This is a genomic window from Cyanobium sp. WKJ7-Wakatipu (assembly GCF_024345355.1).
Classification (GTDB): domain Bacteria; phylum Cyanobacteriota; class Cyanobacteriia; order PCC-6307; family Cyanobiaceae; genus Cyanobium_A; species Cyanobium_A usitatum.
In genome coordinates this window covers 1-12,655 of the sequence record NZ_JAGQAY010000044.1, presented here as the reverse complement: position 1 = coordinate 12,655, position 12,655 = coordinate 1, and the positions used below count along the sequence as shown (strand labels likewise).

Here is a 12,655-nt window from a genome sequence, read left to right as displayed (position 1 = left end):
TGCAGCAGCTACTGCCACCCCCGTGGCACTGACCGCACCTGCAATCGGTTGATAGTCAACAGCCCAGCTACTGCTGGGTAATAACGGAATCCCAAAAGCTCCCTTGCATAAGGGGGCTTTTTTGTTGCCTGGGCCCTCGGCTGGGTGGTTGTTGTACAAGTTGTACAACAACCTGCGCAACAAGCTTGGACAGCTAAATAGAAGGGAGCACAGAGCGCGAGGGGACTACGTATGTAGCCCCTAGGCAAAAGCAAAAAATCAGGGCTTACGCCAGATCACAGCAGTACGCCGGCGGGGATAAAGCTCCCGGCAAAGCGGGCAGATGGTGCCGTCACAACCCCGGGCCGTGCAGAATTCGCGCCCATAAAAAATGATCTGCAGGTGCAAGCGATTCCAGGCTTCTTTAGGAAACAAAATCTTGAGATCATGCTCCGTTTGCACAACACTCTTGCCACTGCTGAGACCCCAACGCTGCGCCAATCGGTGGATGTGGGTGTCTACGGGGAAGGCGGGCACACCGAAGGCCTGGGCCATCACGACGCTTGCGGTTTTGTGACCAACCCCAGGCAGGGCCTCAAGCTGTTCAAAACTGCGGGGCACCATGCCGCCATGGCGCTCAAGCAAGAGCTCGGCAAGGCGTTTGACATTGCGAGCCTTGGTGCGCGCCAGGCCAAGCTGGCGGATATGGGCCAGGATCGTCTCCTCGCTCAGGGCTGCCATCGCAGCAGGGTCCTGGCCAGCTGCAAACAGGGCCGGGGTGACCTCGTTGACCTTCTTATCTGTGCATTGGGCGCTCAGCAGGACCGCCACCAGCAGCGTGAAGGAATCGCTGTGGTCGAGAGGTACAGGGGTTTCGGGGTAGTGCTGCTGCAGCCGCTCCATGATTAGGGCGGCACGCTCCTGCCTCTTCAAGATTGCGCTATGCCAAAGGTGAAGCCCAGTTTGTAGGCTCGCCCCAACGCAGGTGGGCCATGGGCAGCAGCTTCGGAGATCTCTTTCGGATCAGCACCTTCGGCGAATCCCATGGCGGCGGGGTTGGCGTAATCATCGACGGCTGTCCGCCCAGATTGGAGCTGGATCTAGAAGCGATCCAGGCCGAACTCGACCGCCGCAAGCCAGGCCAGAGCAAGATCACCACCCCCCGCAAGGAGGATGACCAGGTCGAAATTCTCAGTGGCCTGCTCGATGGCGTGACCCTCGGCACACCGATCGCGATGGTGGTGCGCAACAAGGATCAGCGACCGCAGGACTACAGGGAAATGGAAGTGGCCTTCCGTCCCTCCCACGCCGATGCCACCTACCAAGCGAAGTACGGCATACAAGCCCGCAGCGGCGGCGGCCGGGCTTCTGCCCGCGAAACCATCGGCCGAGTAGCTGCCGGGGCTATCGCCAAACAGCTCCTGGCCAAGGCCCACGGCACCGAAGTGATCGCCTGGGTGGAGCGCATCCACAACCTTGAGGCTTCGATCGACCCAGAGCAGGTGACTCTGGCGGCTGTGGAAGCAAACATCGTGCGCTGCCCCGACCAAGCCATGGCGGCCCAGATGATCGAGCGCATCGAGGCAATCGGCCGGGAGGGCGATTCCTGCGGCGGCGTGATCACCTGCCTGGTGCGCCAGGCGCCAATAGGCCTTGGCATGCCCGTATTTGACAAACTCGAAGCTGACCTGGCCAAGGCGGTGATGTCGCTGCCGGCCACCAAGGGGTTTGAAATCGGCTCGGGCTTCGCAGGCACCCTGCTCAAGGGCAGCGAGCACAACGATGCCTTCCTACCCACAAGCGATGGCTCCCTGCACACAGCCACCAACAATTCCGGTGGTATCCAGGGGGGCATCAGCAACGGCGAGCAAATCGTGATTCGGGTGGCCTTCAAGCCCACCGCCACGATCCGCAAGGCCCAGCAGACGATCAATGACCGCGGGGAAGCCACCACCCTGGAGGCCAAAGGCAGGCACGACCCTTGTGTACTGCCTCGGGCCGTGCCGATGGTGGAGGCGATGGTGGCCTTAGTGCTCGCCGATCACTTGCTACGCCAAAAGGGCCAGTGCGGCCTGTGGTAACTAGGTCCTCAGGCGCTCGACAAGCCTGGCCAACGCCTCCCAATCGGCGGGGTTAACAAGGGATCCACCCAAGGCGACCGCATCAACTCCAGCAGCCAGCCAGGGCTCCACATCAGCAGGGCCAAGTCCACCTGCCGCAATACAAAAGGGCAAGCCATCAGCGCCAGCCAGAGGAGCTGCGAGTCGTTGCCAATAGGAGCGGCCCAGCGCAGCTGCGGGGAAGAGCTTGACGATGGAGCATCCCCACAAACGCGCTAGATGCACCTCTGATGGAGACATCACACCTGGCACGAACTGCAAACGCAGAGCCATTGCAGCCTCAATCAAGTCACGATCCAGCACCGGTGAAACCGCATAGCCCAGGCCAGCAGCAGCAGCAGCTTTAAGGCCAGCTAAGTCAACTACCGAAGCCGCACCCAATCTCATATGCGCAAAGCGCTGACGAAGCTCAATCGCCTGGGCAACCCAACGGGGGTGGCTGCTCCAAGCAAGCTCTACATGCTGAACACCCAGCTCCTGCAAACGCTCTAAACAGGGCAGCAGCTCAAGCAGGTCATAAGCACGAAGCACCACCAGCAGGGGCTGGTGGTGCAAAGCGGCTAGCAGCGTTGGCGGTTCAGACGTATTCCGCCACCTTCACGTCGCTGCGGATCAGCAGCTCCTGCAGGTCATCAGCATCGACTGTTTCCTTCTCTACCAACATCTCGGCGAGCTCATCAAGCACCGAACGATTGTCGACGAGAACGCAAGTGGCGCGCTTGTAGGCCACCGCCACCAGGTCGCTGACTTCCTCATCGATTGCGGCAGCGGTGTCTTCAGAGAAATCACGCTCTGCAGCGATATCACGACCCAGGAACATGCCCCCCTGGCTGCGACCCAAGGCCACTGGCCCTAGGCGATCGCTCATGCCGAATCTGGTAACCATCTGACGGGCAACGCGGGCTACCTGCTGGAGGTCGTTTGAGGCGCCGGTGGTGACTTCGTCTTCTCCGTAGACGATCTCTTCGGCAACCCGACCACCTAGGGCAACTGCCATCTGGTTCTGCAGATAGGCGCGGGAATAGAGACCTGATTCCATCCGCTCCTCAGAAGGGGTGAAGAAGGTGAGTCCGCCTGCATTACCACGAGGAATGATCGAAATCTTCTGCACCGGGTCGTAATCGGGCATCAGAGCACCGACCAGGGCGTGGCCAGCTTCGTGATAGGCAACAAGCCGCTTGCGCTTCTCGCTCATCACCCGATCCTTCTTCTCAGGGCCAGCCATGACGCGCTCGATGGCGTCATTGACCTCGTCCATCGCCACTTCAGTGAGCTGACGGCGGGCAGCGAGAATCGCGGCCTCGTTTAGGAGGTTTGCCAGGTCAGCGCCGGTGTAGCCAGGGGTGCGGCGAGCAATCTTGTCGAGGTCGACATCCTTCGCCAAGGTTTTGCCTCGGGCGTGGACGCCGAGAATCTGCAGGCGGCCGGCATAGTCGGGACGATCTACAACCACCTGGCGGTCAAAACGACCCGGGCGCATCAAAGCGGCATCCAGCACATCTGGGCGGTTGGTTGCAGCCACAATGATGATGCCGGTATTGCCCTCAAAACCGTCCATCTCAGTAAGTAGCTGATTGAGGGTCTGCTCGCGCTCATCGTTACCTCCGCCGAGTCCGGCACCACGCTGGCGGCCTACGGCGTCGATTTCGTCGATGAAAACGATGCAAGGGGCACTCTTTTTGGCCTGCTCAAAAAGATCACGCACCCGGCTGGCGCCAACGCCAACAAACATCTCGACAAATTCCGAACCGGAAATCGAAAAGAAGGGCACACCGGCCTCACCTGCCACAGCCTTGGCAAGCAGTGTTTTTCCTGTTCCTGGAGGTCCGACCAGAAGCACCCCTTTAGGAATTTTGGCGCCAACCGCGGTGAAGCGATCTGGGTTCTTGAGAAAGTCAACGACTTCAGTGAGCTCGAGCTTTGCTCCCTCAATACCGGCCACATCGCCAAAAGTCACCTGGGTTTGGGGCTCCATTTGAAGCCGCGCCTTGCTCTTACCGAAATTCATTGCCTGATTGCCACCACCACCCTGGGCGCGACGCAACAGGAAAAACAGGCCACCAAGGAGAAGTAGCGGGAAAATCAGACTGCCAACGGCCTGCTGCCATGCAGCGGGCTCGCGGCTGGGCTGGACCGCGATATCGACGTTGTGGTCGGTGAGCAGCTTGAGCAGGTCCTTGTCAGGAGCAAGGTTGACGACCGCACGGCGTCCGTCGTTTTCGACCACCTGGGCCGTGCCCCGGTCTGGGGAAATCAGCACCCGGGAAACTTCGTTGTCCTGAACGGCCTCTACGAAGTCGCTGTAGCGGAGGGTGCGCGGCGCATTAGCCGGGTCGGGCCTGTCGAGGAAAGCCGTACCCACGGCGATCATCACGATCACCAAAAGGACATAGAGCCCCGCGTTGCGCCAGCGCTTCTTCAAGAACCTTGCCTCAGCTGAGAAGTCAGTTACGGAATGTTAACCGGCTGCGGCCCGCAGCACTTCAACCACACTACGGAAGGCGAACCACTCTGGGATTTCTTCGCCACCACGCAGCATCTGACGGAATTGGGTGCCGCTGAGCTTGCGGATATGCAGCCCCCTGGCCTCGGCATGTTCAGCGGTCACATAGCCCTCCTCCTCCGTGTAAACGAGGTTGAGCGAGGGCACGGTCTCCATCCCGAGCTCTGCAGCGTTGTCGCGGGCAAAATCTTGGGCTTGGTAGGGGCCGTAGAAGTCTTCGCCGCTGAGGGAGCTTTTACAGCCGGCCATGTCGCGGCCAATGATGAAGTGGGTGCAGCCGTAGTTCTTGCGGATGATCATGTGCTGCAGAGCCTCCCGCGGGCCGGCCATGTGCATCGAATAAGGCAAGTAGGCCCAGCGAATTCGGGCGTTATTAACCTCGACCGCCAGCCGCTCGTAGGTCTGGAAGCGCACCTCGCCGGCAATGTCGTCGTCCTGGGTGGGGCCGCAGGTGGGGTGCACCAGCACCACACCCTGCTCACTGACGTTGGCCGCGCCCAATGCCCGGGTAAACAGCTCGTAGTGGGCGCGGTGAATGGGGTTGCGGCACTGGAAAGCCACCACGCTCTGGCCAGCGGGGAGGGTGGCGCGCACTTCAGCGGGGGTTTTGCAAGGGAACACCCGGCTGGGCAGCTCCAGGCCCTGAATACTGCCGCCGAGGTAGATGCGACCCCGCTCGGTGGCGATCATCTTCACCGCCGGATGCTCAATTGAGGTGGTGCCATAGCAGCCCTGAGCCTCACGCGCCTTGTCAGGCTCCCAACGACTCTCCACCGTCATCACTGCCAGCTCCTGACCGCGATAGGTGAGCAGCAGCTGGTCGCCGATAGCAATCGAAGCGTCGTCGGTGTCGAAGACGATCGGCAGGCCAAACAACAGGCCACTGGTGGTGCGGTGGCCCGCCACCACGGCTTCATAGTCCTGCTGATGCATGAAGCCACGCAGGGGAGAGAAGCCTCCCACCACCAGCAACTCAACGTCGCAGGCATTGCGATCGCTGCACTCGATCCTGCGGCTCACCCCAGCGAGCAGCGACTCGCGCTCAGCCGCAGGCACTGCCAAATTCACCAAGGACCCACCGTGAGGAGCGATCAAGCCAGCGGATTCAGCGGCGGTCATGGAGGCCAACTCAGGAAGGGGTGGATTCTCCCAGACCGGGGGAGTCGAGGCTCAAGTGCCAATAAAAAGACCCAGGACCCAATAAAAAAGGCCCCGATGGGGCCTTAAAGAGTCAGTCAAGAACTGCGAGCTAGCGCCCAGGGGTCAAATCTGCTCTAGGCGGCCATAGAGCTGGCCGACGATCTTGACATCGACAACCGCCTTGGTGCCCATGTCGGAGTCGGAAGGCTGGATTGCAGTAAACACGCCTGCAAACTCGCCAGTACTGGGATCGACTTTGGTAATTGAGAAGTTCATAGTGCCGGAGCCATCCACATAGCGCTTCACGGTTTCGCCAGTGAACTCATCTCCAGCAGGAACCAGGCCGACAGCGCTGCTGTAGCCGGTTGTTAGACCACGACCTTTGGGGTCGAGGAAGTTGCTGGTGCGGTAGCTGGGAGCCCGGTAAGGGCCTTCAAAGTCGGTGCTGGTGGTCAGAGCTGAACCATCAGCCGTGGCCAACAACTCCTTGCTGGAGAAGGTGAAGGGCACTTCCTCACCACCGGGCAGCAGCACGGTGATCGGCTGGAAGTCGATGCCGCCGAGCTCCTTGAAGCTAAGGCCATCGGCAGTAACGGCCAGATCGCCGTAAACCTGATCAAGGCTGGAGGTGAAACGGGTAAGAATTTTGCCAGCAACAAACTGTGCCTCCTGGCGCTTGTTAGCTGGCTCACCCTTCACATACACCTCGGCGGGGTGCATGCAAATTTCTCGGAGCTGGTATTTAACGGAGGAATCGAGGGAGATCGAGCCGCGGGCCGATTCCGGCAGGGTCGGACAGTCGTTCGCCAAACCGGTGTTGTGGATGTCTTCGTAGGTGAGATTGGCGCGATCCACGGCCTTGGCACCACCGCTGCACGCGGTCACCAGGGTCAGGCACAGCGCCAGCACAAGAGCCAGCAGAGGACGAAAACTCATGGGGAAACGCCGCAGAGACGGTGGATGGGAACTGGGCTGTCGCCGATCCTACCGGTGCAAATCTGCTATTCCCCGTACGATGTCGCGGCTCTCAACAACCTGTATGCGAGAGCCAGACGCGAGCGCAAAGCAAGACCAGTCATGAGCCTCACCCCATCCCAGCAAGGCCGTCTTACCAACCAGCTGCAGCAACTAAACGAGCTGGCAACTGAACTCGAAGGCCAGCCTGAAGACCTGCTGACCCTGCTGCGCCAGCTCGAGCAGCTGCATCGCTCGGTCCAAGACGGTCCATTCCGGGGCAGCCTTCCAGCCGACCGCAGCCAGCTGTTCAGCCTGCTGCAAAGCGTCGAGCGCAGTGGGGGCTGGCCCTACATCCCGAGGTTGCAACTGCGCACCTTCATGGATCTGCTCCAGCACGAAGCTGCTGCAGACGAGACCCTGCCCGCCGAGGATACTCTGGTGGCTTAGGGCCTCAGGGCGGTAAGCAACTGCTGGGCAATCGCCAGCTTTGAGCCTGGCTCGATGCGTTGCTCACCGCCCTGCCCTCCCAGCAGCCAACCGTGGTTGCTGTTCACGCCAAAGCCCGCATCGGCTTGATCTATCGGGTTCGCGAACAGCAGGTCGCAGCCTTTACGGGCCCACTTGGCACGGGCCTGAGCCAATACATCGCCCGATTGGGCCGCGAAACCCAAAATCCGCTGACCGGGGTGCCGGCGGCTCACCAGGCCAGCCAAAAGATCGGGCACCGGCTGCCAGCCGGAGGCGAGCTCAACGGAAAGCTCCTCTTTGGTCAATTTGTGCGGGAGCGGTTGCTGGCGGCGGTGGTCGGCCACAGCCGCCGCCATGGCAATGGCATCGGCACAAGGCTGAAGACGCACCAAGGCCCGCTCCATATCGGCCGCCGTCTGGACAGGCACACAAGCCAAGCCCTCCAGCAACTGGGAATCCACGGTCAACGGACCATGCACCAAAGTCACCTCCGCCCCACGCAGCCGGGCTGCCTGGGCTAGCAGCACGCCCATCAGCCCGGAGCTGGGGTTGGTGAGAAAGCGGGCCGGATCCAGTGGTTCGCGGGTAGGGCCGGCAGTGACCAAAAGCCGCAAGCCAGCCCAGTCCCGCTGCCAACCCCACAGCTGCAGACACTGCAAGGCCAGTAGGAGCTGTTGCGGCTCAGCCATGCGGCCGTCCCCCTGCCGGTCGCAGGCCAACAAACCCGCGGTAGGTCCCAGGGGCAACACCCGCTCAAAGCCCTGTAGCAGCTCCCAGTTGCGGCGCACTCCCGGGGAGATCCACATTGAAGTGTTCATGGCCGCAGCAGCCAGCACCGGCGCCTCGGTTGCCAACAGGGTGCTGGCCAACAGGCTGTCAGCCAACCCATGCACCCAACGACCCAGGCTGGTGGCACTCAAGGGCGCCACCAAGACCAACTCAGACCACTCCGCCAGCTCCACATGCAGCGGCCTGGCAGCGCGATGACTCCACTGATCCGCATCGAGGTTGCAGGGATTGCGGCTGAGGCTGGCAAGGGCAACCGGACTTACCAGTTGGGCCGCCGACGGCGTAACCAGGCAACGCACCTCGGCGCCGCACTGGACCAGGGAGCTCACCACCAGAGGCAGCTTGACCGCAGCGATGCTGCCGCTGATACCCACCAATACGCGGCGACCCGCCAGCGGGTGCACCAAGGGGTCAGCAGCAGCAGCCGAATCAGTCCTCATCAAAGGGTTCCTGGTCCACCAGATGCACGTAGGGCCGAGCCAACTCCGGTTGGTGGATCGCCAGGGCACGCATCAGGTGCCAATCGGCTAAGCCGTCAAAGGCACTGGGGTAGTCGTCTTCCTCCAGTCGACGGGCGAGCTCCGCGATCGAAGCTTCATCGAAAGCGGCGAGCCGTTCGGGGGTGATCGACGCGTTCATGGAAGTTGCTGGGGAGGTGGGGTCGGGGATAATGGGCTTCTAGGGACAAGAGAGCCCTAAGCCGGGGATTTAGCTCAGCTGGTAGAGCGCTGCGATCGCACCGCAGAGGCCAGGGGTTCGAGTCCCCTATTCTCCATTAATACTCAAAGAAGTGCTGCTGGTCAGCCCTATGGATTGGCATCCAGACGCCGAAGCCAAACTTAAGGAAGTGCCCTTTTTTGTACGTCCAGCGGTGCGACGCCGCATCGAATCCATGGCCCAGGAGGCCGGTCTTAGCGCCATCGATGCCCCCTTCTACGAGCAGGCCAAGGCAAGGTTTGGCCAGAAGTGAACCGGCGATGCGGTAAAAGGGTGCATCAGTAGAACACCCATAGATGTCGCAGTCGAAACGCGAACAGGTGGTTAGCCACCTGCGGTACATCCGCCAGGAGCTCCGAGAAATGCACCAGGGTGTCATGGACGACGGCTTACTTCCAGAAGCCGGCGAGGTACGTGGGGTTATGGCCCAGATGGAAGCTCTACTGGAGCTCCTAGAGGGCAAATCCTCACGCAAGAAGGACAGCGACGGCTGAGACCCAGATCGGGAAGCCCCTGGAGGACGTCAAGCCCCTTGGGACGCTCTGGCAAACGTCTGCGGGCAGTTGATCATTGGCCAGCCAGGCGCTTTGGTTGCTCAGTCCCCATCACCCAGCCCGGGCCATTGGCCTCGGGCTTTTTTATTGGAATCCCCTATATGTAGCGCCAAAAGGCTGCGCACACGCCAGAGATGGTGTAGACAGGCAATGGCAGGGCTCGGGCCGGGTGATGGGGATCACCGCCTTCAGCATCCCTGCCTCCCCTTTTGGCCCTCGCTGATAACCCTTCAGCCGTGATGGCCTCACCTCCCGGAAGTCGTTATCAACAGACCGGCTTTCAGGAACGGGTTGCCCAAGCTCGGGCGGCCCTAGAGAGTTGGGCAGCCAATCCCTGGCGGCGACTAGCGCTGTTGTTGATCGTTTTGCTGATCAGCTTCAGCATTGGCGGAGCCGTCGGCTCGATCACTGGCACCCTGGCCAAGCTCGACCCGGTGGGGGCACTGATCTGCGTGGCCGCCATCGAGCTAGCCATTCGCGCCAGGGGCCCGCTGATACGTCGTGGTGGCGATGCACTCGTGCTGCAATTGCTCGATATGGCACGAATCGGCTTGCTCTACGGCTTGCTGCTTGACGGCTTCAAGTTGCTCTGATGCAACTGCTGCAAAGCTTTTCAAGCCAGCGGTTCTGCCGCGGCCAGCAGATAGAGCAGGGCCATGCGCACAGGGATGCCATTGCGCACCTGCTCCTCCACCAGTGAAACGGCGGGATCGTCGAGCACATCTCCCGCCAGCTCCACGCCCCGATTCACCGGGCCCGGATGCAGCAGTGGCACGGACGGGCCGCAGGGGGCTAGGCGCGCTCGGGTGATGCCGAATTGCCGGTGATAGGTGTCGAGGCTGGTGAGCAGGTGCTGATGCATGCGCTCCTTCTGAAGTCTCAGAGTCATCACCGCATCGGCCCCCGCCAGGGCCTGCTCCAGGCTGCGCTCAATCCGCACCGGGCCCCGCGCCGCCACCGGATCGGCCGCCTGGCCTGGCGGTGGTGCCGCCACAAAGTCGGCGAAGGCGGCGGGCAGCAAGGTGGGCGGGCCGCAGAGCACCACCTCGGCGCCGCAGGCGGTGAGGGCCCAGAGGTTGGAGCGGGCCACGCGGGAGTGGAGCACATCACCGACGATCACAATGCGCTTGCCCCTCAGGGCCGCGGGCGTGGGGGCTTCAGGGGCGAAGTGGCGCGCCAAGGTGAACAAATCCAGCAATCCCTGGCTGGGATGGCTGTGCAGGCCATCGCCGGCATTCAGCACCGCGACCCGCTCACCGGCACGGTCGAGCTCGGCCGCCAGGCTCTGGGGCACCCCGGCGCAGCGATGACGCACCACCAGCACATTGGCGCCCATGGCCACGTAGGTGCGGGCCGTATCGAGCAGGCTCTCGCCCTTGCTGAGGGAGCTGGAGGAGGGAGAAAAACTCTGCACATCGGCAGAGAGCCGCTTAGCAGCCAGCTCAAAACTGCTGCGAGTGCGGGTGCTTGGTTCAAAGAAAAGGCTGGTCATCAACCGCCCCTGCAGGGCGGGCAACTTGCGGGCTCCAGCCACCGGCAGGGCCCGGAAACGCTGGGCCAGCGTGAGCACGGTGGTGAAATCATCCAGCGAAAAGGCCGCCAGATCCAGCACGTGGCGGTGGCTCCAGCTGCTCAAGGGGTGCGGCGACTCACAGGACCACGGTAGGGCCAGCCGAGGGACAGCACAGCACCTATTCTTACCAAGTAATACCTATCCAGGCTAGGCCTCGCCATGGCTGAATCCAGCGGTTGCGCCGTGACCAGCAAAGGGCAGGTGACGATTCCCCAGATGATGCGGCAGCAGCTGGGCTTGCACAGGGGCAGCCGTGTTTGTTTTGAATTGGTGGGCGATCACCTGGAGGTGAGGCCGGCGCGACCAGCAGGCAGCCCCACAGCCAGCGGCTTTGGCCTGCTGAAAACGACCATCCCAGCCGTGCCAAGCGACTTCGATCCGGCCATGCTGTTGCAGCCGTGATCGGCCTGGATACCAATGTGCTGGCCCGCTACTTCATCGACGAAGCCGGTGCCGATGACGCCACCGTCAAGCAGAGAGAAGCCGCACGCACCTTGCTCGAATCGGGCCAGGGCCTGTTTATGCCCAAAACCGTGGCTCTTGAATTGGAGTGGGTGCTACGGGGGTATTACCGATTCAGCCGGGATCAGGTTGGGCTTGTCTTTGACGCACTGCTGAACCTGCCAACCCTCCAGCTCGAAGACCGCGCCGCAATCGAACAGGCCTTGGCAGGGCTGCGCGCCGGACTTGATTTCGCCGATGCGCTGCACCATGCCAGCTGCCGCGCCTGCACGGCCATCGCCTCTTTCGATCAGCGCAGCTTCGCCAATCCTGCACGCGCGCTGAATCTGCAACCGAGGGTGATCACACCCCGCTGATCCTTCCAGCCTCCTGCCCTGAAAGCTGCCGATCCCCCCTGACCCGCCTGCTGACGCTGCGGCTAGCCCGCCAATACCAGCGCCAGGGCAGGTCCTTGCACTGGCTGATGCCGATGCGACTGGTTTGAACCAGATCGGCGGCGCCCAAAGCAGCAAGCTCTGGCGGCCGCGGGGCGAACCATATCCCCCGATCGGGATGCACCAGCTGGGCGTCGTGGGAGCGATTGATGCCAAAGCAGCGTGCCAATAGGGCGGGACCCGCCGCCAGCCGCTCCGGCTCACCAGAAATGGCCGCGGCGCGCAGCAGCACCCCATTTGCCCACTCGGCGCGGCCTGTCACCACGTTGACGCAGTGGTGGATGCCATAGCTCACATACACATAAAACCGCCCAGGCTCACCAAACAGGGTTTCGTTGCTCGGGGTTCGGCGGCGGTAGCCGTGGCAGGCGGGCTCGCTCTGGCAATAGGCCTCCGTTTCCACAATCACGCCCCACAGCAGCTCGCCACCTGATTGCCGTTTCACCAGCAGGCAGCCGATCAGCTCAGGTGCCACCTCTTCTGCGGGGCGGCAGAAGAAGGCTCTTGGCAGCGCAGGCAGGTCTTGGATGGGCGTGGTGGCTATGGGGGTGGCTTGGGGAGTGGGTGGAGGCTAGGATTGAATGGTTAATTTATACATTGGAAGATGTCTGAATCACGGCTAACCGAATTCATTCATAAAGCAGACGAAGACGAAGCCCTTCAACAAAAGCTGCAAGCCACTACCTGCGCCGAAGAAGTAGTCGCAATAGGGAAAGAAGCAGGCTACGAATTTAGCGCAAGCACCGTAATGGAGTATGGCTGGGTCGCCTGGTGGGAATCATGGTGGAAATGGTAAAAGCTTGAAATCAATATTAGGCCGACGAAACTGACATAAGGGTACCTCGAAATTTACGAGATTTGCCAGCCTCTGATCACCATAAAAAAATGCCTTTCGGCATCGTCGCAGCAGATCATAAGTGCTCAAGCAATGCAATATTGTCGGCAAATTGATTCGTACT

Annotated in this window: 17 protein-coding genes and 1 tRNA gene; 9 read left to right on the top strand and 9 right to left on the bottom strand. The window is 61.5% G+C overall.

Translation table 11 applies throughout. From position 1 onward, the window contains the following. Window positions 1-258: 258 nt before the first annotated feature. Window positions 259-912 carry an endonuclease III gene (nth, locus tag KBY83_RS14565; protein WP_255020294.1) on the bottom strand — a complete coding sequence of 218 codons (654 nt, stop codon included), beginning with the start codon at window positions 910-912 and terminating at the stop codon, window positions 259-261. Between the two features lie 59 nt (window positions 913-971). Here nth and aroC point away from each other — a divergent pair, with 59 nt between their 5' ends. Beyond that, complete coding sequence (gene aroC / locus KBY83_RS14560) at window positions 972-2,060, top strand: chorismate synthase (RefSeq protein WP_255020293.1); 1,089 nt, start codon at window positions 972-974, stop codon at window positions 2,058-2,060. Here the strand turns inward: aroC and KBY83_RS14555 are convergent, their stop codons facing one another. The 4 genes from KBY83_RS14555 to psbO form a co-directional block, all read right to left on the bottom strand. Further along, the gene (locus KBY83_RS14555; protein WP_255020292.1) at window positions 2,061-2,654 is read right to left on the bottom strand and encodes a bifunctional 4-hydroxy-2-oxoglutarate aldolase/2-dehydro-3-deoxy-phosphogluconate aldolase; all 594 of its coding nucleotides are present in this window, start codon (window positions 2,652-2,654) and stop codon (window positions 2,061-2,063) included. It lies immediately after the preceding gene. A 22-nt stretch (window positions 2,655-2,676) separates the two neighbouring features. Beyond that, a complete protein-coding gene (gene ftsH3 / locus KBY83_RS14550) occupies window positions 2,677-4,521 on the bottom strand; it encodes an ATP-dependent zinc metalloprotease FtsH3 (protein WP_254935102.1) in 1,845 nt (614 codons plus the stop codon). Between the two features lie 36 nt (window positions 4,522-4,557). Next, window positions 4,558-5,721 carry a sulfate adenylyltransferase gene (gene sat / locus KBY83_RS14545; protein WP_255020291.1) on the bottom strand — a complete coding sequence of 388 codons (1,164 nt, stop codon included), beginning with the start codon at window positions 5,719-5,721 and terminating at the stop codon, window positions 4,558-4,560. A 144-nt stretch (window positions 5,722-5,865) separates the two neighbouring features. Next, on the bottom strand, window positions 5,866-6,678 hold the full coding sequence (gene psbO, locus KBY83_RS14540; protein ID WP_106632316.1) for a photosystem II manganese-stabilizing polypeptide: 813 nt from the start codon (window positions 6,676-6,678) through the stop codon (window positions 5,866-5,868). A gap of 141 nt (window positions 6,679-6,819) precedes the next feature. On the opposite strand from psbO, the gene KBY83_RS14535 reads away from it, so the two are divergent. After that, window positions 6,820-7,146 carry a hypothetical protein gene (locus KBY83_RS14535; RefSeq protein ID WP_106632315.1) on the top strand — a complete coding sequence of 109 codons (327 nt, stop codon included), beginning with the start codon at window positions 6,820-6,822 and terminating at the stop codon, window positions 7,144-7,146. Here KBY83_RS14535 and coaBC read toward each other — a convergent pair. Next, entirely contained in the window at window positions 7,143-8,396 is a 1,254-nt protein-coding gene (gene coaBC / locus KBY83_RS14530) for a bifunctional phosphopantothenoylcysteine decarboxylase/phosphopantothenate--cysteine ligase CoaBC (protein WP_106632314.1), read from the bottom strand. The two genes, KBY83_RS14535 and coaBC, sit on opposite strands and share 4 nt — an antisense overlap. Further along, window positions 8,386-8,595, bottom strand: a complete 210-nt coding sequence (locus KBY83_RS14525; protein ID WP_106632313.1) for a DUF2555 domain-containing protein — start codon at window positions 8,593-8,595, stop codon at window positions 8,386-8,388. Before KBY83_RS14525 ends, coaBC begins: the two co-directional genes overlap by 11 nt. A gap of 63 nt (window positions 8,596-8,658) precedes the next feature. Between KBY83_RS14525 and KBY83_RS14520 the strand changes: the two genes are divergently transcribed. The 4 genes from KBY83_RS14520 (at window position 8,659) to KBY83_RS14505 (ending at window position 9,820) form a co-directional block, all read left to right on the top strand. Continuing rightward, a tRNA-Ala gene (locus KBY83_RS14520) sits at window positions 8,659-8,731 on the top strand. Between the two features lie 33 nt (window positions 8,732-8,764). Next, complete coding sequence (locus KBY83_RS14515) at window positions 8,765-8,926, top strand: PCP reductase family protein (protein WP_254961864.1); 162 nt, start codon at window positions 8,765-8,767, stop codon at window positions 8,924-8,926. A gap of 43 nt (window positions 8,927-8,969) precedes the next feature. Then, complete coding sequence (locus KBY83_RS14510; RefSeq protein WP_094559179.1) at window positions 8,970-9,167, top strand: hypothetical protein; 198 nt, start codon at window positions 8,970-8,972, stop codon at window positions 9,165-9,167. Window positions 9,168-9,466: 299 nt separating this feature from the next. Further along, window positions 9,467-9,820, top strand: a complete 354-nt coding sequence (locus KBY83_RS14505) for a DUF565 domain-containing protein (RefSeq protein ID WP_106632339.1) — start codon at window positions 9,467-9,469, stop codon at window positions 9,818-9,820. A gap of 20 nt (window positions 9,821-9,840) precedes the next feature. Here KBY83_RS14505 and KBY83_RS14500 read toward each other — a convergent pair whose 3' ends face one another. After that, the gene (locus KBY83_RS14500; protein WP_106632311.1) at window positions 9,841-10,863 is read right to left on the bottom strand and encodes an aspartate carbamoyltransferase catalytic subunit; all 1,023 of its coding nucleotides are present in this window, start codon (window positions 10,861-10,863) and stop codon (window positions 9,841-9,843) included. Between the two features lie 96 nt (window positions 10,864-10,959). Between KBY83_RS14500 and KBY83_RS14495 the strand changes: the two genes are divergently transcribed. Together KBY83_RS14495 and KBY83_RS14490 are read left to right on the top strand one after the other, a co-directional pair. Then, window positions 10,960-11,202, top strand: a complete 243-nt coding sequence (locus KBY83_RS14495) for an AbrB/MazE/SpoVT family DNA-binding domain-containing protein (RefSeq protein ID WP_255020290.1) — start codon at window positions 10,960-10,962, stop codon at window positions 11,200-11,202. Further along, the gene (locus tag KBY83_RS14490) at window positions 11,199-11,618 is read left to right on the top strand and encodes a type II toxin-antitoxin system VapC family toxin (RefSeq protein ID WP_254961860.1); all 420 of its coding nucleotides are present in this window, start codon (window positions 11,199-11,201) and stop codon (window positions 11,616-11,618) included. The genes KBY83_RS14495 and KBY83_RS14490 overlap by 4 nt, the downstream gene beginning before the upstream one ends. Here the strand turns inward: KBY83_RS14490 and KBY83_RS14485 are convergent. After that, complete coding sequence (locus KBY83_RS14485; protein ID WP_255020295.1) at window positions 11,605-12,216, bottom strand: DNA-3-methyladenine glycosylase; 612 nt, start codon at window positions 12,214-12,216, stop codon at window positions 11,605-11,607. The two genes, KBY83_RS14490 and KBY83_RS14485, sit on opposite strands and share 14 nt — an antisense overlap. A gap of 84 nt (window positions 12,217-12,300) precedes the next feature. Here KBY83_RS14485 and KBY83_RS15550 point away from each other — a divergent pair, with 84 nt between their 5' ends. After that, window positions 12,301-12,492, top strand: coding sequence for a Nif11-like leader peptide family natural product precursor (locus KBY83_RS15550; protein ID WP_396094108.1), 192 nt, complete (start codon window positions 12,301-12,303; stop codon window positions 12,490-12,492). The last annotated feature ends 163 nt before the right edge of the window (window positions 12,493-12,655 follow it).